Below are 23834 nucleotides of genomic sequence, written 5' to 3'. Positions count from 1 at the left end.
CACCCGTCGAGGAAGCTCGCGGGCAGTGTGCTCCGTCAGATGGTGACCGTCCCGGCTGTCGATGACGGGTGAAACCACGGAAGAGGGTCGTGATGGCGAACGAGGTCACCGACGGCAAGGCCGTCGCACGCGAACTGGCGGCACGGCTGCCCGGATGGACGGTGTGGTACGGGGAGCACACCGGGCGCTTCTGGGCCACGCCCAAGGGCGCCGCTAAGGCGGACCCGCGGCTCGCCGAGGGCGAGACCCCCGAGGAGCTCGAGGCCGCCGTGCGCGGGCTCGTCGCCGGCCCTCAGGCTCCGGTCGCGCCCGCGCCGCAGGAGCCGCACGTGAACCAGCACGTGAACCAGGCGCCGATGGCGCCCGAGCAGTACCGCCACCCGGTCGGCGCGAGGCACTGACCGGGCCGTCGACCGGCGGAGGCGACCGACCGGCCACCGGCCGCGGCTGCGGGCCGAGGGGGGAACGGGCCGGGGTCGCAGGCCGGGCGAGGGAAACCGACCGGCCGCGGGTCAGCGGCACTGGGCGAGCATGGCGGACTTGTCGGACCTGGTGACCGGCAGGTCGTACTTCACCGCGACCTGCGCGAAACGGGTCACGTACGCGCAGCGCACCTTCCGCACGGGGGGTAGCCAGGACGCCGGCCCCGCGCCGCCCTTGTCCTCGTTGGCCGGGCCGTAGACCGGGATCAGGTTGAGCGGGTCGTTGGCGATGCGCACCCGCTTGGCCATGCTCCATCGGGAGGCGCCCATGCGCCACTCGTACGACAGCGGCACCACGTGGTCGACCTGCACGCGGTCGGCATCGTGCTTGCGCCACCGGATCGTCCTGCCGGTGTAGGGGTCGCGCAGCTTCATCGCCACCACCACGCAGTGGGACCCGCGGCGGTAGGCCACCTCCTCGCCGTCCCGGGCGAGCAGGTCGTCGCGGGTGCGGCAGCCGTTGCGCGCGTACGGCACGCCCCGCGCGGTGTCCGCCCAGTTCTCACCGAACCGGGTGCGCGTGTACCCGCGCTTGGACCCCTGACTGCCGACCCGCACCCGCCGGATCAGGTCGACGGCCTCCGCCCGGTCCATGCGCGAGGTGATGGCGACCAGGCCCGGCCTGGTGCCGTCCGGGTTCTCCAGCGGGCCGGCGCGCTCGGTGACGCGCGTCGTGTCCTTCGTCGCGGCGTGACCGGCGAGAGAGACGAGCACGATGGCGACTCCGGCCACCGCGACCACCCCGCGCGTGCTCAGTGCCGCCTCCCGGGCCGGACGGGTGAAGACTCGTCGAGCCGTCTATCCCCATAAATCCGGTGATCGACACCGCCAAGTCCCGGCCGGACAGGGTCAGAGGGCCACGAACGCCATGCCGCGGTGCTTGAGGCGGGGGATGACCGTGCGCAGTGCCCTGAGCGTCTCGGAACGGTCGCCGCCCCCGTCGTGGCACAGCAGGATGGCGCCCGGCCGGCAGGCGAGCATGCTCTGGGCGATGCGCCGGGTGCCCGGCCTGGACCAGTCGCGCGGGTCGACGTCCCAGTCGATCGGGATCATGCCGTGGTCGCCGGCGGCGCGCACCACCTGCCGCGACCACGATCCGCCCGGCGAGCGGAAGAACCTCGCGTGGACGCCGGTGGCGTCGGAGATGCGCCGCTGCGCCTCGGTGATCTCGGCCTTGACGCGCCCGGCGGACAGGCGGTTGAACGGGATGGGATGGTGCATCGTGTGGTTGCAGAGCTGGTGCCCGGCCTCGACGATGCGCTCGGCCAGCCGCGGGTAGCGCTGAACCTGCAGGCCGATGAGCGAGAACGTCGCGCTGACCTCGTGCTCGGCGAGCAGGTCGAGCATGCGGGGCGTCCACTCGGGGTGCGGACCGTCGTCGATGGTGAGCGCGATGGCGTTGCGCGGCGCGGCCGGCGCCAAGTCGTGCAGGCTGCGCACGGGCTGGTGGCGGGCCTTCAGCGCGTGCGCCGTCCACCCTGCGGGCGGTGGCGCGACCCGCGGGTGCGCCTTGCGCCGCCCGTGCCGGGCCGGAGCGGCCCCCGGCGCGCGTGAGGACGACCGCACGGCGTCGCCGGCCAGCGAACCCAGCGAACCCGCCAGTGCAAGGGCTCCGAGGGCCCACAGCGCGCGGCGACGGCCGGCCTCGCTTTGATCCACGAGGTCACGGTACCCACTCCGGTGCGAAAGGCGTCGGACCGACAGGAATGAACTCCGGCGACTTGTGAAAGTCACCTCCCATCAGACGGTCGCCCGTGCCCGTGGTGTCACGGCAGCCAGCTCACCCGGCCGCGGAGCAGGCCGTACCCGACGAAGGCCACCGCGTCGATGAGCGTGTGCGCGACGACCAGCGGCATGGCCCGGCCCCACCGCTGGTAGAGACGGCCGAACAGCAGGCCCATGGCGACGTTGCCCACGAAGCCGCCGAACCCCTGGTACAGGTGGTAGGAGCCCCGCAGCGTCGCCGACAGGCGGACCGCGCGCCAGGGCCGCCAGCCCAGCGCGTCCAGGCGGTGCAGCAGGTAGCCGCTGACGATGACCTCTTCGAGCACGCCGTTCTGCGCGGCGGCGAGCAGCAGGATCGGCACCCGCCACCAGACGTCGGGGAGCCGGTCGGGCACGACGTCCAGGTTGATGCCCGACCGCAGCGCCATCAGGTAGAACGCCAGCCCGGTGCCGCCCACGACGGCCGCGAGCAGCGCGCCGCGCAGCAGGTCGCGTCCCGGCTCGCGCAGGTCGGCGCCGATGGTGCGCGCCGACTCCCCGGACCGCACCAGCAGGTAGGCGACCAGGGCGGCGGGGGCCAGGGCGATCGCGATGTCGGCCAGTTGCAGCGACAGATCGAGCCAGGGACGGCCGGGCGCCCTCGTGCCGACGAGCACCGCGTGCTGCGCCTTCAGCTCCGCGGGGGCGGTGAGCGAGCCGATCAGCGAGATCAGGGAGCGCAGGGCGCTCGCGCCGAGCGAGACGGCGAAGACGACGATGAGCTCGGCCCGGACCAGCCGCGGAGTGAGGCCGGTCTTCCCCGTACTGACATCCTGCACGCGCGTAGCCTCCCACGCGTGGCGTCAGGCGAGCGTGAGCGGTTCGGCCGTCCTTACCGGCGCCCGGGAGAAGGCACCGTGAACCAGGTATCCCGGGACGTGGCCGACCTGAACCGGCGGCTACGGATCAAGGCGCATGTCCGATATAGCCGCCCTAATCCCCCGACCGAAACCCGGCGCGGCAGTCAAGCCCCTCTGCCGGACGTACCGCCTCTGACCAGGCCGGAAGCGTCGATGACCATGGGTTTGCAAGGGGTTGTCAAGTCACCTGCAGGCGGGCTGGTCCAATATGTGCCCATGACGACGTACGGGATCATCGCGCCCCAGGGCAAGTACACCGCCGTCAGCGACGACCTGGCCATCGGAGCGACGGTCAGCGTGGTGGTTCCGGCCATGAACGAGGCGGAGAACCTGCCGCACGTGTTCGCCACCCTGCCACGCTGGATCGACGAGGTCATCCTCGTGGACGGCAGGTCGACCGACGACACCGTGGCCGTCGCCCGTGCCCTGCGCCCCGAACTGCGCGTCGTCCCGCAGACCGGGCGCGGCAAGGGCAACGCCCTCATCGAGGGCTTCGCGGCGGCGAGCGGCGACATCATCGTCATGATCGACGCCGACGGCTCGACGGACGGACGCGAGATCATCCGCTTCGTCTCCGCCCTGGTCGCGGGGGCGGACTTCGCCAAGGGGTCGCGCTTCACCTCGGGCGCGGGGTCCGACGACATCAGCGTCACCCGCTCGCTCGGCAACACGGTGCTGACCACGCTGACCAACTGGCTGTACGGCACCCGCTACACCGACCTGTGCTACGGCTACAACGCCTTCTGGTCGCGCCACCTGGACGCTCTCGCCCTCGACTGCGACGGCTTCGAGATCGAGACGCTGATGAACGTCCGGGCGGCCAAGTCCGGGCTCGCCGTGCAGGAGATCCCGAGCCACGAGCGCTGCCGCATCCACGGCACGAGCAACCTGCACGCCGTGCGCGACGGCTGGCGGGTGCTCAAGACCATCCTGCGCGAGCGCGGCCGTCCCCTGCCCGCACGACGCCGCGCCGCCGTCACCCCGGTCTCGGAGCACGTCGCCGCCTGAGGCGGTCACTGGTACGCACTGCCCTGAGGCGGTCACTCGTACGCGCCGTGCACGGTGGCCGGGCGGGCGGCGCGGGAGCGCGCCCGCGCGCGGCGCTTGGCCGCCTCGCCGCGCTCCAGCCACCACTCGACGACCAGCAGCGGCACCGTCCACCCGAGCCAGCCGCCGAGGCCGGCCAGCGTCCAGGTGAACATGGTGACGTCCCCCTTGAAGGTGGTCTCGAACTGCGGCGTCAGCACGATGGCGACGACGACGCCCCACACGCGGTTGGTGATGATCGAGTAGGTCAGCGCGAAGCTGCGCAGCATCCAGCGCCGGTGGTCGACGAACCGCCGCTGCCGCGCCATCCGGTAGCCCGCGGCGGTGAACGACAGCCACAGCAGCGCCAGCATCACGTTGCTGACCGCGATGACCGGCCCGAACGGGGTGCCCGCCCCGATGACCAGGCCGGCCAGGCCGGCCGGGAGCACGCCGCCGAAGACGTAGACCCGGCCGACGTACCGGTGCGCCACCGGGTACCGCTGCCGAAACCACGGCCACACCTGCAGGAAGCAGGTCAGCATCGCGACCGAGGCGAACATGACGTGCGCTACCAGCAGGGGATAGTGCGCCGAGAAGCCCGCCGGTCGCGGCACCCGGGACAGCGCCGGGTCACCGGTGAGGTACGGCGGCAGTGAGTAGACCAGGAACACCACGGCGATGAAGCCGAGCGGAGCCATCCACGGCCGCTGCCACCATCGGCGGGGCGGAACGGAGCCGGCCGAGGGACCGGGGGGCGGGGAGGACGGGCTCTCGGTGGTCATGACCATGACGGCTCCTCATCGGGAAGGGTGGCTGGCTGCGTATGACATACGCTGAGCGTATCTGATACGCAGGGCGTAGGGAATACGCTGAGCGTATGCCATACACATGGCGTATGCCCTACGCAGAACGGTAGGATGGCGCCGATGAGCGAGAAGACCGGCGGAGAGCTGCCCCGCACGCTGGAAGTCCTGTGGGGTCGTTCCGAACGCCGCGCGCGGGGCCCGGCGCAGGCGCTGAGCCTCGACCGCATCGTCACCACCGCGATCGCCATCGCCGACACCGAGGGCCTGGCGGCGCTGTCCATGGCCCGCCTGGCGGAGCGGCTCGGGTGCGCCACCATGTCGCTGTACCGGCACGTCGCCAACAAGCACGAGCTGTGGACGTTCATGCTGGACGCCGCGCCCGGGCCGGCGCCCGAGATCTCGCCCACGCCGGCCGACTGGCGCGCCGAGCTGCGCCGATGGGCGGTGGAGCTGACCGGCGTCTACCGCAGGCACCCGTGGATCCTGCAGGTGACGACCGCGGGGACACCGCCGCTCGACCCGGGGCAGCTGGCCTGGCTGGACGCCGGGCTGCGCGCCCTCGGCGGCACCGCGCTGCGGCCGCGCGAGAAGATGTCGGTGCTGCTGCTGGTCCTGCACTACGTGCGCGGAGACACGCAGCTGTCCACGAGCGACCCCGGCGCCGCGCCCGGCCAGGACGACCCCGCGGCGCCGTCGTACGGCGAGCTGCTCGCCCGCCTCATCGACGAACGCTTCCCCGCCCTGGCCGAAGCCCTCAACGACGGCGTCTTCGACGAGTACGACACCGAGGGGCCCGTGGAGGACCCTGCCTCCCACTTCGGGTTCGGGCTCGACCGCATCCTCGACGGCGTCGAGAAACTGGTCCGCGAACGCGGCCCCCACCCGGCGGCAAGTTAGCGGCCCCCGATCTCACCGTTCTCACTGACCGCGAAGGCTTCCAAGGCCTGAACCGCACCGCGGCGGCATCTCGGGGGGAGCGGTGCGCCACACCTGCCGCGAGGGCAGGAATGTCGCTGGGCCCGGCAAAGAGGCCGGATGCAATCGAACACGATTTCGAAGAGTTGCCCACTGTGCGCGGCTGGCGTTGCGGGCGGGCGAGCCGGTTGATATTGCTTGCGCTAGCGAGCCCCTCTGAAGGGATTCAAAGATCCTTTGGTGGGAGGTGGGCCACGTGGTCAGATCGAGACGACCCAGAGTGGCACGGAGGCTGGAGGACGCCTCCACGGTGGTCAGCGCCGCCAGCGGCCTGCTCGGGCAGACGTCGAGCCTGCTCGGGCACATGGCCTGCCTGCTGCGGCAGCTTGTGATGATCGTCGGTTGGCTGGTGCTGCTCGTGGGCTCCGTCCGGCTGCTGCTGCGCCCGCCGTCGTCGCTCGCGCCCGAACACTTCCTGACCCCCGGCGCCGGCGCGGCGGCGGTCGTCCAAGGGCTGGTCAGAATTCCTCCACGGTGGTGGAAATCGCGGCGCCCCTAGCCCCATTCCAGGTATTCCCGAGGGCTACGACGGCACCTGTGATCGCCGGACCGCTATGCGCGATCGGCACAGGCAGGCTTTACCGGATAAGTCGGTAGGTAGGCTGGTTGCACCCAATGTGGAAGGCCTCGTGATGTCACGAGAACGACCGACCGGTGACATCTCCGGCGCCACCAGCGAACTTCCCGCCCATCACCGCACCGACCTCCTGCCGGCACCGGCCATGACTCCGGACGCCACGCTGATGCGTGCCCTCCTGGAGGCCTCGGGCGAGGGCGTCGTGCTCTGCGACGCGGACGGGCGCGTTCTGCTGGCCAACGCCGCCGCCGTCCGCATCGCCCCGGACGCGATACCCGGCCTCCCCACATCCTCCGCCGCCACCGCCGCCGGCCCCTTCGCCCCGGGCATCCTCGGCGCCGCCGCGGCGCTCTTCGACCCGGCCTCCCTCGACGCCGGCCCCGTTCCCCTCGACCCGGCCTCCCTCGACACCGACCCCTTTCCCCTCGACCCGGCCTCCCTGGATGCCGCCGCCGCTCTCTTCGACCCGGCCACGCCCATCGGCGTGAGCCGTCTCACCGTCCACGGCGGGCGCACGGTCCGGGTGCGTCGAGAGATGGTCGGCCCGGCCCACCAGGCGTGGTTCCTGTCGGAGGTCGCAGGAGAGGTCCCGGCCGGCGCCCGTCCGCTCTCACCCGCGCACGAGCGCGCGGAGTTCCGTCCGGTCTCGCCCGCGCACGAGCGCGCGGAGTTCCTCGTCGAGGCGGGCCACCGGCTGTCCGGCTCGCTCAACACGCGCCGCTGCGCCCGCGCCACGGCCGAGCTCGCCGCGTCGTTCCTCGCCGACGCCGCCACGGTGCTGCTTCTCCCCGACCATCGCCGGTCCCACTCCTGGCTGCGCGCCACGGCGTGGGGATCCACCGTGCGGGAGGGCGAGGCGCGGTCCGTCGCCGAGTTGCCCGAGCTGACCGACGCGCTGTACGGGTACGCGGCCATGCCCCACCTCCGGATCGACGCAGCCCGGGCGCCCGGGTGGCTGCTGCCCGAGGGCTTCGGCCAGGCCGCGCACCTGCTGATGACGCCGCTGCCCGGCAACGGGACACCGGCCGGCGTCCTCGTGCTCGCCCGCCGCGAGGGCGCTCCGCCCTTCGACGCGGCGGCCGAGAGCCTGGTGCGCGCGTTCGCCGTCCGCGCCGGCGCCGCCATCGCCTCCGCCCTGCTGTACCAGGAGCAGAGCGCCACCAACGCGATCCTCACCGAAGATCTGCTACCGCCGGAGCTGCCGGTCCTCGACGAGGCCGAACTCGCCGGATCGCTGCGCCCCTCGCAGCAGACGGACCTGATCGGCGGCGACTTCTACGACGTATGCCGCCCAAGCCCCAGCCGACCCGGCGTCCCCCGCGACGAGCTCCCCCCAGGCGCCCCATACGGCCTGGACAGGTCCGGCATGCCCCAGGGCGTGGACCGGCAGGACGCCCCCTACGCCGCCGTCCGGCTGGATGTCCCAGCTCGCGCGGGTATGGGAAAGGACGCGCCGCTGGTCGTCCTGGGAGACGTCTGCGGGAAGGGCGCCCGCGCCGCCGTACTGGCCGGGCGGATCCGTCACTGCCTGCGCACGCTCCTGCTGGTGGAGAACCGGCCGGAACGGCTGATCGCGCTGATCAACCAGACCCTGCTGGCCACTCCGGCGTCCGACGCCTACGCCACGCTCGTGCTGGCCCGGCTGCGCCCCGGCCGCGCGGGACGCCTGCTGATCGACGTCGCCGTGGCCGGACACCCGGAACCGCTGATCCTGCGGGCCGACGGCAGCGTGGAGGAGGTCAGCGCCTCGGGCTCCATGCTCGGCATCGACGACCACCTCGACCTCCGCCCGGTGACCGTCGAGCTGGCCCCGGGCGAGCTGTGCCTGCTCTACACCGACGGCATCACCGAGGCGTCCGGCGGCCCCGTCGGCACCGAGCTGTACGGGACGAACCGGCTGAAGGAGGCCCTCGCCACGTGCGTCGGCATGCCCATCTCGGCCGTCGTGCAACGACTCGAGGAGGTCACCACCGCCTGGACGTCCCACGGCGACAAGGACGACCGCGCCCTGCTCGCCATCCGCGCCCGCCCCCTCCCCGAAAGGCACAGATGACCGACCTCGCCCTGGTCACCGACCTCAGCACGGCCGTCGAGCGTTATCTGCAGCACATCGGCGAGGCGGACGAGTACGGCGCCGTCGACCTGGTGCTGGCGCTGCTGGACGACGGCGTGCCCGCCGAGCGGGTGCTCCTGGAGCTCATCGCCCCCGCGCAGCGCCGGGTGGGGGAGCTGTGGGCGGCGGACGCGTGGTCGGTGGCCCGCGAGCACGCGGCCACGGCCGTCACCGAGCGGGCCGTCGCCGCCATCGCCACCCGCGTGCGCCCCACGCCCCGGTTCGGCCGGGTCACCGTCGCCTGCGCCGACGGCGAGTACCACCAGCTCGCCACCCGGCTGCTGGCCGAGGTGCTGCGGCTGCGCGGCTGGCGGGTGGACTTCCTCGGCGCGAGCGTCCCCGCTCCCCACCTGGTCACCCACCTGCACCAGACCGGCCCGGACGCGGTGGCCGTGAGCTGCACCCTGACCACGCGGCTGCCCCGGGCGCACGCGACCATCACCGCCTGCCAGGCGGCCGGCGTCCCCGTCCTCGCGGGCGGAGCGGGTTTCGGGGCGGACGGACGTTTCGCCGGTACGCTCGGCGCGGACGGCTGGGCCCCGACGGCGGACGCCGCCGCCGACCTGCTGGAGGCCGGGCTGCTGCCGTCCTTCCCCGCCGCGTCGCCCGGCGGCCCGCCACAACCGCCCTCCCCGGACTACGCCCGGCTCGTGGCGGGCCGGGCCGACCTGATCGCCCGCACGATGCGCGCGCTCACCGAGGCCCATCCGCCGATGGCCTCCTACGACGAGCGGCAGCGGGAGGCCACCGCCGACGATCTCGGTCACCTCACCGACTTCCTCGCCGCCGCGCTGTACGTGGACGACGTCCCGCTGTTCACCGACTTCGTCGCCTGGACCCGGGACATCCTCAAAGCGCGCGGCGTGCCCCCGGCGGCACTCGCCCTCGGCCTGCGCCTGATGCGCGACCAACTCCACGACCTCCCCCAGACGCACCCCCTCCTCACCGCCGGCATCCACACCGCCCAAAGCCCAAGCCGACCTCCCGCCAACCCAAGCCGACCTCCCGCCAACCCAAGCTGACCTCCCGACAGCCCAAGCCGACTGTTCGACAGCCCAAGCCGGCTTTCGACCGCGCCCGCCCGGGCTCTAGTGGCGGACTCGCCGCCGCGCCGTCCACAGGCGACCGATGTGCCACATCGCCGCGTACGCCACCAGAACGGCGGTGAACCCGGCCGTCGCGCCCAGCAACACCGCGCGAACCTGGTCATAGAGGCTTGCCGCGGCGCCGTCACCCGTCCCGAGCACGGCCGCGCCCACACCGGCGGCCGAGGAACCACCGCCCCGACCACCAGCCCCGCCGGGGGCAACCACCTCCGCAACGGCACCACCGCGGCGACATGGCTCAACGTGAAAGGCACGCCCCATTGAACCCGGACCGCCAGGCCGTCCGCACAGCCGACCAGAGCATCGATTTCGAGGATGACCTGCGCCCCACTTGTCGGCAGAATGGGTGGTCGAGTCGGGGCTATGGAGGCCATGCGCGTGGATATCGGGAGTTCGCGGCGTTTCGGGCCCCTCTCGAGGCTCGGGAAGACCGGGACACCCCCGCCGGAACCCCCCGCGGCGGTGGCGCCGTCCGAACCGCCCCGCCGCAGAGGTGACTGGCTGCGGCTGTACGGCTGGCTGGCCGCGATTTTGGCCGCGGTGCTGGTCGGCGGGCTGATCGTCTTCGAGACCGGGCCGCCGACCGAGGCCGAGTTACGTGAGCAGGCCCGGCTGACCGGAGAGCACGCCCGCGACAAGCTCTATATCGGAGTGAAGAACGACACTCCCGGCATCGCCGAGAAGGACCCGCGCACCGGCGCCTTCTCCGGGTTCGACATCGACATCGCGTACATGATCGCCGCCGACCTCGGCTTCCGCCGCGACCAGGTCGTGTTCCTGTCCATCAAGACCGAGGACCGGGCCCGCCGTCAGGCCACCGACGACAAGGGACACTACGTCGCCGTGGACCTGGTGGTGGCGACGTTCAGCATCACCCCCGACCGGGTCGCCGATCCCTCGGTCGGTTTCTCCACCCCCTACCTGTACACCGAGCAGTCCGTGGTCACCCGGAAAGAGCACCCCCCGGTCGCCTCGCTGGGGCAACTCGCCGGCGAGAGGGTCTGCACGCTCGGCACCTCGACCTCCGAGACCCCGCTGGACAAGGCAGGCGTGAAACCCCTCGCGGAGATGCAGGTCAGCGACTGCTTCAAAGGGCTGGCGAACAAGAAGTACGACGCGGTGAGCACCGACGCGGCGATCATGGCCGGCTTCGTCGCCCGGTCGCACGGGACGTTCGTGCACCATGACATCGCGCTGGAGAAGACCGAGATGTGGGCGGTGAACACCGGCACCAACACCGCTCTGCGCACCCTGGTCGAGCTAGCTCTGTTCCGCTCCTACGCCGACCCGCAGAACACCGCGTGGGAGGACGCCTACGACCGGCACATCCGGCCGCTGCTCGCGGCCAACCCCGGAGTGAACGTGGCCCAGAGCCTCCAGCCGTGCGTGAAGCCGCCACGGATCCGCCGGTGGCCGTGGGAGCGGGCCCTTTCCTCCGATGGCTGCTGAGGAGGAACGCCGGCCCCTCCGGGTACGCGCGCCGCAGCGCAACCAGGAGTGGCTGCTCACACTGCTGCCCGCCTTCCCCCTGGTGCTGCTGGTCATGCGGCTCTGGTACGCCAGCCGCCAGGACACCCAGACTCTGCTGCTGCTCGTCCAGTACGTCAGCCCGCTCGGGCTGCTCAGCACCGTGCTCCTCACCCTCGTGTGGGTGCTGCCCGCGGTGGTGCTGGCCGCACGGGTGCTCGGTCCGCTGTACCGGCTCAGCACCGGGCGGCCCACCTGGGTGACCCTGGCCGCCGACCGGATGCCCGACTGGGTCGTGGCGGTCGTCGTCGGCGTCGGACTGCTCGGCTGGCAGCTCCGCTTCCTGCCGACCCTGCTGATGCTCACGCTCGCGGCGAGCGGACTCGCCCTCCGGGAACGCCGCCCACAGGACCGGACGACGATCAGGGCGATCTGCCTGGCGCTACCGGTGGCCGCCGGAGCACTCGGCCTGTTCGTGCTGCGCACGGCCATCGTCCAGGCGCTGCACCAGGACGACCTCTCCACGCTCGTCCTGCTCGCCGCGCCTTGCGCGCTGGCCCCGCTGCTCACCGGACCGGTGCCCGCGCGCGCCGCGCCGCTCGTGGTACAGAGCCTCGCCTGGGCACTCGCCGTACTGTTCCCCCTGGTCGCCGGGGTGGTCGTCCTGCGCTCACCGATCCTGCCCCTCACGGCCGTGGAACTGGCCGCGAAACCGGACGGCAAGGCGGAGCGGGTCGTCATCGGCTATTTGATTACCACCGACGACAAGCTCGTCACCATACTCGAACGCTCCGGCGCGGTCCGGTTCGTCCGCAACGACCTGCTGGTCTCCCGGGTGCTCTGCCCCGAGCCGGGCGCCGTCCCGCGCACCACCGTGCACCTGTACGAGTGGAACGTCGAGCGCAGCGTGCTGTCCTGGGTGGCCCCCGAGCCCATGCCCTCCCCACCCGACTCCCGCTGCGAAGGCCGCCCCGCCACCCCCGCCGACCTGACCCCCGGCGAAACCACCCACGCCTAGCTCTCCGCCGGACGAAGACGGCCCCATCTCGACAGGCGACCGGCGGCCGGAAGGCCAGCGCACAGGTTGCCACATATCCGAATACGGTCGTCCGAAATAAATCGCCTTCGGCAGCAAATAATGACATTTCCGGCAGCATGCTTCATTGTGAGCGGGCCGTTATCGGAGCGTCCGCGATTCGCCTGGCCTGCGACCTATTCTGGCCCGGAACCCCGTAGCCGCCCCCCACCGCACTGGAGATCCGGACGTGCGCGAAGGCCGTTGGACCACGATCACGCCTTCCCAGTACCAGCATGAGCGCGAAGCCCTGGAGCACGTGCGCACGGCCCTCCCCGATGCCGAGCCTTATCGCGCCTGGTCGAATTTCACCTTCACCGCGAACACCGGCCATGTCCGGGAGGTCGATCTGTTCGTGGCCGCACCCAGCGGCCTTTTCCTGATAGAGATCAAGAGTCTGCACGGCCGGCTGAGCGCCAGCGGCGCCAACTGGGTGCAGACCACCGGCAGCAATACTCGCTATTTCGACAATCCACTACATCTCGCTGATTCCAAGGCAAAGCAGCTCAAATCGCTCTTACAGCGGGCGGCGGGGCATCGCGGGCGCATTCCCTACATCCACGCCGCCGTCTTCCTGTCGGTGCCCTCGCTCGACGTCGACCTGCCCGACCATCACCGCAACGGCGTGTACGGCCCGGAGAACGGCCGGTTGCCGCGCGTGCTGTCCGACCTCCTCCTACCCGCCCCCCAGGACCAGCGCAACCGCATCACGCCCGAGTTCTCCCGCCGGCTCGACGGATGGCTGCGCACGGTGGGCATCGCCAAGAGTCGCTCCCATCTGCAGGTGGGCGCCTGGGAGCTCGAACCGCGGCCCTTCGACGTCGGCCCCACCTGGGAAGACCATCTGGCCGCGCACAACCAGATCCAGGCCGAGAAGCGCCGCATCCGCATCTACCTGGTCGAGCGGAACGCCGATGAGGACATGCGGGCCAGCATCGGCCGCGCCGCCCGCCGCGAGGTGCTGGCCCTGCACGGCATCAGCCACCCCGGCATCGTGCGCGTGGACACCATGGAGCAGCACGAGGCGGGCCCCGCGCTGATCTTCCGGCACGACCCGCGCGCCATGCGCCTGGACCACTACGTCGGCGAGTACGGCGGCCGGCTCGACCTGCTGACCCGGCTGGGGCTGATCCGCCAGCTCGCCGAGGCGGTGTCCTACGCGCACCGCAGGCACCTGCACCACCGCGCTCTGTCCGCGCGCAGCGTGCTCGTCACCCCGAGCCGGGCACCGAAGGGAGCTCCCGAGCAGGGCTGGCTCAACCCCCAGCTCCAGATCAGTGACTGGCAGGCCGCCACGCGCGGCGAGGACACCGACGGCACCGCCCTGCGGATGAGCTCCAGCAGCCACGCCGGCCACCACATGGAGGCCTCCGCGCAGGCGTACCTCGCCCCCGAGCTCAACGCGCCGAGCCCCGACCCCGTGGCGCTCGACGTGTTCGGCCTCGGCACCCTGTCCTATCTGCTCCTCACGGGACAACCCCCCGGGGACCGGCGCGCCGAGCTGCTCGCCCGTCTGTCCAAGGAGAACGGCCTGCGCCCCTCCACGGTCGCCGACTCGGTGACCGAGTTCATGGACGAGCTGGTCCAGGCGGCCACCGCTCCGGTGCCCACGCAGCGGCTGACCAGCGTGGCGGAGTTCCTGGAGATGCTGGAACTCGTCGAGGAGGAGGCGACCGCCCCCGAGACGGTCCACCCGGCCGGCGACCGCGACGACGAGCTCGACCCGCTGGACTCCCGTCCGGGTGACACGCTCGACGACGAGTGGCGGGTCGAGAAGCGCCTCGGCACCGGCTCCACCTCCCGTGCCCTGCTGGTGGAGAACCTGCAGACCGGCAGGTTCGAGGTGCTCAAGGTCGCCCTGTCGGACGAGAAGGCCGCGCGGCTGGACCACGAGGCGTCGGTCCTTCGCGATCTGCGTGACGACTCGCGGGTCATCAAGTTGATCCGCCCGGAACCGATCCGCGTGGGCGGGCGCACCTGCATCGTGCTGGAGCACGCCGGGGAGCACACCGTCGCCCGGAAGATCCGCGAGCAGGGCGCACTGACTCCGGATGAGCTGGAGACCTACAGCGACTACCTGTTCGGCGCGGTGGACTTCCTGGAGGGCGAGGGCGTCACCCACCGCGACATCAAACCCGACAACATCGCGATCAGGGTCCGGCCCAACCGTACGCGCCAGCTCGTCTTGTTCGATTTCTCGCTGGCCGGCATCTCGGTCAAAGAGATCGAGGCGGGCACGCCCCACTACCTGGACCCGTTCCTCGGCACGGCGAGGCGCACCGTGTACGACGCGCACGCCGAGCGGTACGCCCTGGCGGTGACCCTGCACGAGATGGCCTCCGGAGAGCTTCCGGTGTGGGGGGACGGCGCGACCGAGCCCCGGTACACGGAAGGGCCGCCGACGCTGGCCGCCGAAGCGTTCGACCCGGCCGTACGAGACGGGCTGGTCGAGTTCTTCCTCCGCGCGCTGCACCGCGACGCGCGCCGGCGGTTCGAGGCGTTGAAGGACATGCGCAACGCCTGGCTCCAGGTGTTCCGCCGCTCGGACGCCTCGCCCCCGGCGCCTTCCGGACATCCGGGCGACCTGCCCGCCGAGGACGTCACCGCCGAGGAGGCGCGCGACGCCGCCGCCCTGTCCGCCACCCGCACCACCGTCCTGGAGACGGCCGGCCTGAGCCCGCGGGCGGTCTCGACCGCGCACCGGCTGGGCGCGACGACCGTCGGCGACCTGCTCGCCCTGCCCTCCAAGACCCTCATGAGCCTTCCCGGGCTCGGCGCCAAGACGCGGCAGGAACTGCAGCGCCGCATCCGCGACTGGAGGCTCCGGCTCGACGAGAGCGAGCCGATCACCTCAGGGGAGAAGGCCGACGCCCGCGAGGAGGCCGCGTCGGCGACCCGCGGAGACGACGCGGCCGCCCACGCGCGCATCGGACTGGACACCATCGCCGCCCTGCTGGTGCCCGACCGGCACGGCAACGGCCGCAACGCCAACGAGGTCGAGGCGACGCGGCTGCTGCTGGGGCTTCCCGACGCGAGCGGTGCGCTGCCCGGCCTGCCGCCCTGGCCCCAGCAACCCGTCGTCGCCGCGACCGTCGGCGTCACACCCGGCCGGGTCGCCCAGGTGCTGCGCCGGCAGCGCGCTCGATGGCACGCCGAGCGGGTGGTGCACAGCGTCCGCGCCGAGATCCTCCGCCTTCTCGCCGAGAGCGGCAGGGTCATGGCGGTGGGCGAGCTGGCCGACGCGGTGCTCGCCGCGCGTGGCTCCCGCCGCACCGACCCGCGGCTGCGCCGGGCCCTGGCCCTGGCGGCCGTACGGGCGGCGGCGGAGATCGACCCGATCGTGCAGGAGCCGGAGGAGCCGCGGCTCCTGCTGCGCCGCCATGGCGACCTGCTCATGGTCGCGCTGGAGGTCGGAGCGGACGACTCCCCCGACACCCCGGCCGCCCCGGCGCTGCTCGACCACGCCGACGCCCTGGGCAAGGCCGCCGATCGGCTCGCCGCCCAGGAGGTGCTGCCCACCGCGGCCACCGTGCTGCGCGAACTGCGCGCGGTGGCCGTCCCCGAGCAGGCGCCGGCGCTGGAGGACCGGCGCCTGGTCCAGCTCGCCGCTGCCGCCTCGCAGCGGGCGGCGGCCACCTCCCGGCTGGAGATCTACCCGCGCGACCTGGACCCGGTGCGTGCGCTGCGGCTCACCCAGGCGGGCGTGGTCCCGTTCGCGCCCGGCGGAGGGCCGGGCGGCCTGCGTCCCGAGCAGGTTCACGAGCGGGTACGGGCCCGCTTCCCCGCTCTGGCACCTCTGCCCGGCCATCCCCGGCTGGACACGCTGCTGCGGGACGCCGGCTTCGACGTCAGATGGCGGGACGGCCGGTACGTCCGACCGCAGTCCCCTGACTCGGTGTCCGACACGGTCGTCCGCCGCCGGTCGACCCGCAGCAGCGCCTCGCGGTGGACGGCCGCCACTCCTGAGCTGGCCGAGGCGCTGCGCGCCGAAGAGCGGCTGGTGTCGGCCCGGCAGGGCGGCTTCCGCGCGCTGACCGTCGGCATGGCCCGCTACGAACGGGCACGGCGCGAGCTGGCCACGCGCTTCAGCGTCCGCCCGGTCAACGTGTCGGCGCTGTTCGTCGCGGCGCTGCACGAGCTTATCGACCCCCGGCCGCTGCCGAAGTGGGAGACGATCCTCGGGGCCGACCTCGCCGAACCAGGCAGCCGCGGCGCGCTGAAGCTCGCCGAGTACGTCCGGGAGGCGTGGACGCTCATCGGCCCCCGCGTCGAGGCGGAACGCTCCGGCGGCCTGCTGCTGCTGCACGACGCCGCTCCACTCGCCCGCTACGACGGGCTGAACCTCCTGCGCCGCCTCGCCGAGCAGGCGAGGGGCGGCGGCGCGCCGGTCTGGCTGCTGTGTCCGATGACCGATCCCGGCCGCTCGCCGAGCCTGGACGGGGCGCTGACCCCCGCCCAGTTGCCCAACGAGTGGATCAAGCTGCCCGACGCCTGGGTGGCCAACGAGCACCGAAGTGGAGCGCGAGCGTCGTGATCGACCGCAAGGCCCTGCTGGCCGACCTCCAGAAGCAGGTCAAGGCGCTGGAGAAGGACCTTCGGGGCCAGGCGGAGACGGCCACCGAGATCACCGCGTCGAACGGGGCCGGCGCCCCGGCCCGGCGGGTCCGCGAGCGGCTGCACGCCGAGTACGACCTGGCGTTCAAGCTGGGACGCACGGCCGCCACCTGGGCCGCCTGGCGCGACGAGCGGGTCACCCAGGCCGCGGCGGCGTGGGTGCTCGGCACGGTGTTCGTCCGTTTCTGCGAGGACAACGGGCTGCTGACCTCGCCCTACCTCGCCGGCCCCTCCACCGAGCGCATGGTGCTCGCCGAGGAGGCGCAGGAGGAGTTCTTCCGGGTCAATCCGGCCGAGACGGACCGGGGGTGGCTGCTCGCGGCGTTCGGCGAGATCGGCGGCTCCCAGGCAGGCGCGCTGCTGTTCGACCGCAAGCACAACCCGCTGTACCAGATACCCGTCTCGCACGACGCCGCAAAGGAACTGATCGCTTTCTGGCGGCGGCGCGGCGAGGACGGGCGGCTCGTCCACGACTTCGTCTCCGACGACTGGGACACCCGTTTCCTCGGCGACCTGTACCAGGACCTCTCCGAGGCGGCCCGCAAGACGTACGCGCTGCTGCAGACGCCGGAGTTCGTCGAGGAGTTCATCCTGGACTACACCCTCACCCCGGCCATCGCCGAGTTCGGCCAAGAAGAGCTCCGCATGATCGACCCGACGTGCGGCTCCGGCCACTTCGTACTCGGCGCCTTCCACCGGCTGCTGGCCGAGTGGGTACGGCACGCTCCCACCCGCGACTCCCGCGAGCTGGTCAGGCTGGCCCTCAAATCCGTCCACGGCGTCGACCTGAACCCGTTCGCCATCGCGATCGCCCGCTTCCGCCTGTTCATCGCGGCCCTGAAAGCCTCCGGCTTCACCACGTTGGACGAGGGCAAGCCCTACGAGTTTCCCCTCAACCTCGCGGTAGGCGACTCGCTTCTCGACTATCGCCAAGACGTTATTCCAGGGCTAGAGACCTCGGCGGAGGAATTCTCTTACTCCACCGAGGACATCTTGAATTTCGAAGGAATACTCACTTACCACAACTACCATGTCGTCGTCGGCAATCCCCCTTACATCAAAGTCAGGGATGCGGGATTGAACAGCCTGTACCGACGAAACTACGTAAGCACATATCGATCATACCATTTATCGGCCCCTTTTACCGAAAGATTCTTCCGGCTAGCCAAGAACCAGCGTGACGACGGACGCGGTTCTGGATACGTTGGCCTCATCAAAGATAACGCATTCATGAATGCAGAGTTCGGCAAGAGGCTGATTGAGACCTTCCTTGCACATAAGGTCGAACTGACGCATATCATAGATCTCTCAGGAATACCAATTTCCGGGCACGGCACACCGACCGTAATCCTTATCGGGCACCCCAAAGATCGTAATCGGGCACTGGAAATAAGAGTCGTGTCCGGCGTACGGGGCGAACCTAATGCATCTGGGGATCCGTCCCGGGGCAACGTCTGGCAAGCGATACTGGCCCTTATCGGCGACTCGGGTAGCCGTAATGATTGGATTGAAGTCACAGACCTTCCCCGATCACGTCTAAGCAAATACCCTTGGATCCTAGGAGCCAGCGGCACATCCAACCTCGTCCAACTTATCGAAGGTGCTAGTGCCGGACAACTTTCCGCACGCATCGAGAAGCCTATCGGCCGAGCGGTGCGCGTTGGAGCGGACGACGCGTTCACTCGGCCATTTCGTGCAACCTTACACACTAGAGCAACTCCCACCTTATTGAAGCCACTATTAAGCGGCGGCGCAATCCGAGACTGGGCTGCAACGCCAAAAGAAGCAATCTGGTATCCATACGACCCACAAGTCTCCCATCAGTTGAGGGACGAACTGTGGCCGTGGCGGCGATATCTCGAAGAGCGGCGAACCTTTCAGGGAAATATGGCGGACGCCGGTTTGACGTGGTGGCAATATATGCAGTTCACTTCGTCCGCCTACACATCACCCCTATCAATCGTATTCGCATTTGTTCAAACACACAACCATTTCTCCCTTGACTTCGGCGGGAAGATATTCAATCGTCACTCGCCGGCCATCAAGCTTCCCGCTGATGCATCCGAGGAAGAACATCTCGAACTTCTGGCAGTGCTCAATAGTTCGACAGCAGGCTTCTGGCTGAAGCAAGTGTGTAAGAACAAGGGCGTAGGAGGTGTGGGTGGCGGAATCGGAGACGAGGAATGGGAACCTCGATACGAGTTCATTGGCGCGCGCGTTGAAGAGCTTCCAATTCCAGGGAAGATGCCAGGATCGACAGGCAAACAGATACATCTACTCGCCCAACAACTCACCGAATTAGATCCAACAAAATCGGCATCAACGACAGCACCTACAGCTGAAGAGAGAAATGAGGCATATCGCAGTTGGCATATGATCAGGTCAAGAATGATCGCGCTGCAGGAGGAGTTGGACTGGGAGGTTTATTCGCTCTATGGGTTGTTGGATGAGGAGTTGACGGCGCCGGGAGAGGTTGTGCCGGAGTTGAGGCTGGGGGAGCGGGCGTTCGAGATTGTGTTGGCGCGGAGGATGGCGCGGGGTGAGGTCGAGACGCAGTGGTTCGCCCGGCATGGGTCCACGCCGATCACTGAGCTGCCGGAGCACTGGGCGCCCGAGTACAAGGCCGTGGTCGAGAAGCGAATCGCCCTCATCGAGACCGACCGGAACATCGGCCTCATCGAGCGGCCGGAGTACAAGCGGCGCTGGAACACGGAGGGCTGGGACGCGCTCCAGGCGAAGGCCCTGCGGGGATGGTTGCTGGATCGGTGTGAGGCGCGGGAGTTGTGGTTCCACGATGTGGACGGGATTCCGGACCAGCCGCGGATGCTCAGCACGGCGCAGCTCGCGGACCTGCTGCGGCCGGACGCCGACTTCGTCTCGGTCGCCGATCTGTACGCCCCCGGCAAGGAGCTGGACAAGGTCGTGGCCGAGCTGGTGGCGGACGACCACGTGCCCTACCTGGCCCAGCTCCGTTACAAGGACTCCGGCCTGGACAAGCGCGCCGACTGGGAGGACGTCTGGGACCGGCAGCGCCAGGAGGACGCCGCCCAGGCCGTCGCGGACACCGCCAAGGAGGCGGCCGACCAGCAGCGGAAGATCGCCGAGGCCGCGCAGAAGTCGGGGGACGAGGCGTCGGCCAAGCAAGCTTTCGACGAGTGGGCCGAGCTGGACGCCAAATACCGTGCGTTGGAGGCGGAGGTCGAGAGGATCCGCAACGCGATCCCCGTGCCGCCGAAGTACGCCTCCAGCGACTTCCTGAAGAACTCGTACTGGCGTAACCGCGGCAAGCTCGACGTCGCCAAGGAGCGGTTCATCTCCTACCCCCATGCGAGCCGCGACGGTGACCCCACGCTGCTACTCGGCTGGGCGGGCTGGGACCACCGCGAGCAGGCGCAGGCCCTCGCTACGGCCATCGTCGATCGGGAGCAGAACCACGGCTGGCCGGCGGACCGGCTGACCCCCCTGCTGACCGGCCTCCGCGAGGTGCTGCCGTGGGTCCGTCAGTGGCACGACGACTTCGACCCGCTCTACAGCGGCACCCCGGCCGACATCTACGAAGGCTTTTTGAACCAGACTCGTGACCGGCTCAATCTCAGCGACGACGACCTCACCGCGTGGCGTCCTCCGAAAACCGCCCGGACCCGCCGGAGCGCATAACTGACAATGCATCCCTTATTACCTCGCCGCTCTAGAGAGAGAAGCGGAATATGGGGTCTACTTGACGTGGACCCTGCTAATCCGGCTCTCTTCCACGGCGAAGGTTGCGGCATGAGACTGTTGACGCCCGGTGGGAGGCAACTCAGCGGCGCGGAGGCCAGAGAGAGACTCGCCGCAACCGGCGTCCTATTACTCGATCAAGCCTCCGCAGAAGAGGTCAGGTCCTTTTTATGTGATTGGACCGAACCGTATCGGCACCCCCACGAGAACAGCCCTGGCATCACCATCATCGAGCCCACCGATGCCAACGGCGAAAAGAACGGCAGAGGTTTCACAAGAGAGTCTCTGCCACTGCACACCGATCGGGCTCACACCAGAGCGCAGCCGACCATAGTGGGTTGCCTCTATATCGAACACGCCTGTCAGGGAGGCCAGTCTCTCCTCCTGGACGGCGCCCGCGTCATCGGCGAGGCCAGGGAGAACAGGCTGCTCGCCGATGCCGGCAACGTCGTGCTCCTGGCTCCGGGACATCCGTGGCTTCCCGTCATCAAGTTCTCCGGCGACTCCGATCTCTGGCGTATCAGATACCGGAGCGACGCAATGGCCCATCCTCATGCCGCGACGCTCGCTGCCAAGCCTCTGCTGCACCTGCTTCGCACGTTGCCCGCACCCGCCGACCATGCCTTCGCCCACGGCCAGGGCTATCTGATCCACAACCTGCGGATGCTGCATGGCCGCAGAGCGTTCAGTGGAGATCGAAGGGCGGTCAGGATCCTGGCCACCGTGACCCGGTCGTCCGAATACGCCTACTTGAACGAAGGCTTCCGATTACCGGCAGAGCATCGCTCCGGCGAGACCAGGGGTTGAGGGTGCGCAATTCGCGACAGTACAGCCAGGTGATCCAGCACCTGAAGGCCCTTCCCGAACAGACTTCCGCAGAATTTCCGCAGGCCATCCGCCAGGTCGTCGAGCAGATCTCCGAACCGGAAGAAGCACTGCGAGGCATCCTGCGACTGCCCCAGATCGAGCACTCCATCCGCTTCTGCGCACTGTACGGCGTACTGCTCCGCCTACGCAGAGAGGAACGTCACAGCGAGTACGAGCACACAGTCGTGGCTCATACCAAGCTTTTCGGCAAAGAGCCCTATTTTCCCACTTTCCTGGCCATAATCGAGCGCAATCGGGGCGATGTGGCCAGCCTCCGGAAGGCCGTCGAATATTCTCGCCGTGCGGCACGGGACATGCCGGATGTCGCCGGGGTCGTACATCAGCTGGCCGCCTTCATGGCAGAGTACCTTGAGCGGAGAGAGGAATCTCCGACGGTAAAAGACCTTGAAGAGGCCGAGCATTGTGCAGACTCGGCCATAACATCCACCAACGGGAGGATCGCACATTATCACGAGACAAAGGCGCGCATTCTCGCACTTCGCCGCGAATTCGACTCGGCTCGCATATCCGTGACCCGGGCGATAGAGCTGGAGCCTCGCCAGGCCCGCGATTACCACCGGCGGCTGATGCAATATCAGACCACACGCATGCGCATCGACATGATGGAGCAGCAGGCGCGGTGGCACGAGATGCAAGAGGGCAACAAGCGAGAGCTGACCGAGTTCAAGAATCAGCAACTACAGCTTCTGGGCCTGCTCGCGGCTGTGGTCGCTCTGATCGCGGCCGGGGCGAACATCGCGAGCCAGAGCAAGCCCTCGGACGGAGTTCTGCTCATCGAGGTGATGGCCGGAGCGGTCGTCATCGTGTTCTCGGCGTTCTCCCTGATGGCGGCGCGGTCACTCTGGCGCGTTCTGGTCGGCTTCGCAGCGGGTCTCGCTCTCATCTTGATCCCGCACATCTTCGGACGGTGACACCACAGTGAAGGTCCTCGACATCACCGAGAGCCCCGGCTCGCGCGCGAAGCCGACCGAGGACAGAGCCGGCTCGTCGGGGAATCTGGGGTGGGTCATCGACGGCGCGACCGACTTCAGCAACGAACGAACCCTCCCAGGCAGCTCGAATGTCCAGTGGCTGGTGGACCTGGTGAACTGCGGTCTGCGTGAGCTCGGCGCACTGAACAAGTTCACGAAGGTCGCCGATGTCCTCGACCGGCTGGGTGAGACGGTTCGCGCCGAGCTGGCCTCTGTCGCTCCCGCCGGCCTGCGTCATCATCCCTGCTGCTCGATCGGGCTGGCGGTCTTCGACGACGGCTCTGTGGAGTTGGGCCGCATCGGTGACGCCGTGCTGGTGGCCTACGCGGGAGACCTCGTCGGACAAGAGGTCAGCACCGATTTCTTCAATCGACGTGAAGCGCGAGCCGTGCGGCAGTCGAGATCCGCCCACCAGACAAGGGAAGAGATCGTGGCCGCCATGTTCTCCCGGCGCCTGGAGTACATCAAGGGCGTTCATCCGGAATCGGTCTTCTCAGGGCATCCGGCGGGAGTTTTCCACGTGCATCGGCACACCATGCCGCTGAAGCTCGCCGAGACGGTTCTGATCTGCACGGACGGATTCGCCCGAGCCGTTGACGACTATCGGCTGTTCCCCGACTGGCAAGAGCTCGGCCGCTATGCGCGCCATGCCGGCCTGGACGGCGTCACTCGACTGATCAGGCAGCACGAGACATCTTCGGCCGGCACGCCAGGTGAGAAATTCAAGGGCGCTGACGATGTGGCGGCCATTCTATTGGACAGTGGAAGCAGGAGATGAACATGGACGGCCCTGACCGCCTCCGTAGTGATGGCATGCCCGAGTACCTTGTCGAGCGGAACCCCGGGTACTACGAGTACCAGCTGCCGATATCGGTTAAATTGGTGATCGACATGGGCGGGCAGATCCCGCTACTCATGAATGAACGGAATGAGTGGGAACTGCCGGGCGGGAAACTCGAAGTCGGTGAGACGCCAGAGGTGTGCGTCTGTCGTGAGGTCTTCGAGGAGCTGCACCTCACGGTCAGCGTCGAAGAGATCATCGACACCTGGGTGTACGAGATCACCAAACTGCGGCACAGCTTCATCGTGAGCTACGGAACCACCTACAACGGATACGAAGAGGTGCGCAGTTCGAACGAGCACAAGAAGCTCGGACTGTTCGCCTACGACGACGTGCCCGCCCTTCGCATGCCCGAGCCCTACAAGCGCACCATCCACACCTGGCGGAAGATCGTCAAGCAGCGCTGAGCCGTGATCTCCCAGGTGCCCTGATCACACGGCTCGCCCGCCCACGGGTGCGGCCCGACCTCCGGAGCAGTTGTTCAGTGGCCGCGCCTTCGGCGCGGACCGGCTGTGACGCGCTCCTGGATCAAGGAGCGGTAAACTCTCC

Annotated in this window: 18 protein-coding genes and 1 pseudogene; 14 read left to right on the top strand and 5 right to left on the bottom strand. The window is 69.5% G+C overall.

Features of this window, described 5'->3' with window-relative positions; all coding sequences use genetic code 11:
• Positions 1-92: 92 nt before the first annotated feature.
• A complete protein-coding gene (locus ABZU32_RS07850) occupies positions 93-401 on the top strand; it encodes a hypothetical protein (protein WP_354918681.1) in 309 nt (102 codons plus the stop codon).
• A gap of 111 nt (positions 402-512) precedes the next feature.
• Here ABZU32_RS07850 and ABZU32_RS07845 read toward each other — a convergent pair whose 3' ends face one another.
• The 3 genes from ABZU32_RS07845 to ABZU32_RS07835 all read right to left on the bottom strand — a co-directional run bounded on the left by ABZU32_RS07845 (position 513) and on the right by ABZU32_RS07835 (position 3025).
• Positions 513-1214 (bottom strand): HNH endonuclease family protein, encoded by a 702-nt coding sequence (locus tag ABZU32_RS07845; protein WP_354918678.1) that lies wholly within the window; start codon positions 1212-1214, stop codon positions 513-515.
• Positions 1215-1331: 117 nt separating this feature from the next.
• Positions 1332-2141 (bottom strand): polysaccharide deacetylase family protein, encoded by an 810-nt coding sequence (locus tag ABZU32_RS07840; RefSeq protein ID WP_354918675.1) that lies wholly within the window; start codon positions 2139-2141, stop codon positions 1332-1334.
• 107 nt (positions 2142-2248) lie between these two features.
• Positions 2249-3025, bottom strand: a complete 777-nt coding sequence (locus ABZU32_RS07835) for a CPBP family intramembrane glutamic endopeptidase (protein WP_354918672.1) — start codon at positions 3023-3025, stop codon at positions 2249-2251.
• 297 nt (positions 3026-3322) lie between these two features.
• Here ABZU32_RS07835 and ABZU32_RS07830 point away from each other — a divergent pair, with 297 nt between their 5' ends.
• Complete coding sequence (locus ABZU32_RS07830; RefSeq protein WP_354918669.1) at positions 3323-4114, top strand: glycosyltransferase family 2 protein; 792 nt, start codon at positions 3323-3325, stop codon at positions 4112-4114.
• A gap of 32 nt (positions 4115-4146) precedes the next feature.
• Here ABZU32_RS07830 and ABZU32_RS07825 read toward each other — a convergent pair whose 3' ends face one another.
• Entirely contained in the window at positions 4147-4923 is a 777-nt protein-coding gene (locus ABZU32_RS07825; protein WP_354918666.1) for a DUF2306 domain-containing protein, read from the bottom strand.
• A 138-nt stretch (positions 4924-5061) separates the two neighbouring features.
• Between ABZU32_RS07825 and ABZU32_RS07820 the strand changes: the two genes are divergently transcribed.
• From ABZU32_RS07820 to ABZU32_RS07805, 4 genes are all read left to right on the top strand, one after another.
• Positions 5062-5838, top strand: a complete 777-nt coding sequence (locus ABZU32_RS07820; RefSeq protein WP_354918663.1) for a TetR/AcrR family transcriptional regulator — start codon at positions 5062-5064, stop codon at positions 5836-5838.
• Between the two features lie 298 nt (positions 5839-6136).
• Complete coding sequence (locus ABZU32_RS07815; protein ID WP_354918660.1) at positions 6137-6415, top strand: hypothetical protein; 279 nt, start codon at positions 6137-6139, stop codon at positions 6413-6415.
• 133 nt (positions 6416-6548) lie between these two features.
• Entirely contained in the window at positions 6549-8546 is a 1998-nt protein-coding gene (locus ABZU32_RS07810) for a SpoIIE family protein phosphatase (protein WP_354918657.1), read from the top strand.
• Positions 8543-9628, top strand: a complete 1086-nt coding sequence (locus ABZU32_RS07805) for a cobalamin-dependent protein (protein ID WP_354918654.1) — start codon at positions 8543-8545, stop codon at positions 9626-9628. Before ABZU32_RS07810 ends, ABZU32_RS07805 begins: the two co-directional genes overlap by 4 nt.
• A 257-nt stretch (positions 9629-9885) precedes the next feature.
• On the opposite strand, the pseudogene ABZU32_RS07800 reads toward ABZU32_RS07805, so the two are convergent.
• Positions 9886-10086: pseudogene (locus tag ABZU32_RS07800) on the bottom strand (DUF4184 family protein); the annotation flags it as partial.
• An 88-nt stretch (positions 10087-10174) separates the two neighbouring features.
• Between ABZU32_RS07800 and ABZU32_RS07795 the strand changes: the two are divergent.
• From ABZU32_RS07795 to ABZU32_RS07760, 8 genes are all read left to right on the top strand, one after another.
• Positions 10175-11161: a transporter substrate-binding domain-containing protein gene (locus tag ABZU32_RS07795; RefSeq protein ID WP_354918651.1), complete on the top strand. Its 987-nt coding sequence runs from the start codon at positions 10175-10177 to the stop codon at positions 11159-11161.
• On the top strand, positions 11151-12197 hold the full coding sequence (locus ABZU32_RS07790) for a hypothetical protein (protein WP_354918648.1): 1047 nt from the start codon (positions 11151-11153) through the stop codon (positions 12195-12197). Before ABZU32_RS07795 ends, ABZU32_RS07790 begins: the two co-directional genes overlap by 11 nt.
• Positions 12198-12444: 247 nt before the next feature.
• Positions 12445-16788, top strand: a complete 4344-nt coding sequence (gene pglW / locus ABZU32_RS07785; RefSeq protein ID WP_354918646.1) for a BREX system serine/threonine kinase PglW — start codon at positions 12445-12447, stop codon at positions 16786-16788.
• Positions 16785-20525 carry a BREX-2 system adenine-specific DNA-methyltransferase PglX gene (gene pglX / locus ABZU32_RS07780; protein ID WP_354918643.1) on the top strand — a complete coding sequence of 1247 codons (3741 nt, stop codon included), beginning with the start codon at positions 16785-16787 and terminating at the stop codon, positions 20523-20525. The genes pglW and pglX overlap by 4 nt, the downstream gene beginning before the upstream one ends.
• 111 nt (positions 20526-20636) lie before the next feature.
• A complete protein-coding gene (locus tag ABZU32_RS07775; protein ID WP_354918640.1) occupies positions 20637-21392 on the top strand; it encodes a TauD/TfdA family dioxygenase in 756 nt (251 codons plus the stop codon).
• A 29-nt stretch (positions 21393-21421) separates the two neighbouring features.
• Positions 21422-22384, top strand: coding sequence for a hypothetical protein (locus ABZU32_RS07770; RefSeq protein WP_354918637.1), 963 nt, complete (start codon positions 21422-21424; stop codon positions 22382-22384).
• A 7-nt stretch (positions 22385-22391) separates the two neighbouring features.
• The gene (locus tag ABZU32_RS07765) at positions 22392-23222 is read left to right on the top strand and encodes a protein phosphatase 2C domain-containing protein (RefSeq protein ID WP_354918634.1); all 831 of its coding nucleotides are present in this window, start codon (positions 22392-22394) and stop codon (positions 23220-23222) included.
• A 35-nt stretch (positions 23223-23257) separates the two neighbouring features.
• Positions 23258-23692 carry an NUDIX domain-containing protein gene (locus tag ABZU32_RS07760; protein WP_354918631.1) on the top strand — a complete coding sequence of 145 codons (435 nt, stop codon included), beginning with the start codon at positions 23258-23260 and terminating at the stop codon, positions 23690-23692.
• Positions 23693-23834 lie beyond the last annotated feature (142 nt).

Source organism: Sphaerisporangium sp. NPDC005288 (assembly GCF_040607475.1).
Classification (GTDB): domain Bacteria; phylum Actinomycetota; class Actinomycetes; order Streptosporangiales; family Streptosporangiaceae; genus Sphaerisporangium; species Sphaerisporangium rhizosphaerae.
Note: the sequence above shows the minus strand (reverse complement) of the source record. Positions and strands in the feature narration are given on the sequence as shown.

What these genes read in the sequence shown, in the direction of transcription:
- ABZU32_RS07850 (WP_354918681.1), top strand. Translation starts at nt 93, where the DNA reads ATGGCGAACGAGGTCACCGACGGCAAGGCCGTCGCACGCGAACTGGCG.
- ABZU32_RS07830 (WP_354918669.1), top strand. Translation starts at nt 3,323, where the DNA reads ATGACGACGTACGGGATCATCGCGCCCCAGGGCAAGTACACCGCCGTC.
- ABZU32_RS07825 (WP_354918666.1), bottom strand. Translation starts at nt 4,923, where the DNA reads ATGGTCATGACCACCGAGAGCCCGTCCTCCCCGCCCCCCGGTCCCTCG.
- ABZU32_RS07820 (WP_354918663.1), top strand. Translation starts at nt 5,062, where the DNA reads ATGAGCGAGAAGACCGGCGGAGAGCTGCCCCGCACGCTGGAAGTCCTG.
- ABZU32_RS07810 (WP_354918657.1), top strand. Translation starts at nt 6,549, where the DNA reads ATGTCACGAGAACGACCGACCGGTGACATCTCCGGCGCCACCAGCGAA.
- ABZU32_RS07805 (WP_354918654.1), top strand. Translation starts at nt 8,543, where the DNA reads ATGACCGACCTCGCCCTGGTCACCGACCTCAGCACGGCCGTCGAGCGT.
- ABZU32_RS07790 (WP_354918648.1), top strand. Translation starts at nt 11,151, where the DNA reads ATGGCTGCTGAGGAGGAACGCCGGCCCCTCCGGGTACGCGCGCCGCAG.
- ABZU32_RS07775 (WP_354918640.1), top strand. Translation starts at nt 20,637, where the DNA reads ATGAGACTGTTGACGCCCGGTGGGAGGCAACTCAGCGGCGCGGAGGCC.
- ABZU32_RS07760 (WP_354918631.1), top strand. Translation starts at nt 23,258, where the DNA reads ATGCCCGAGTACCTTGTCGAGCGGAACCCCGGGTACTACGAGTACCAG.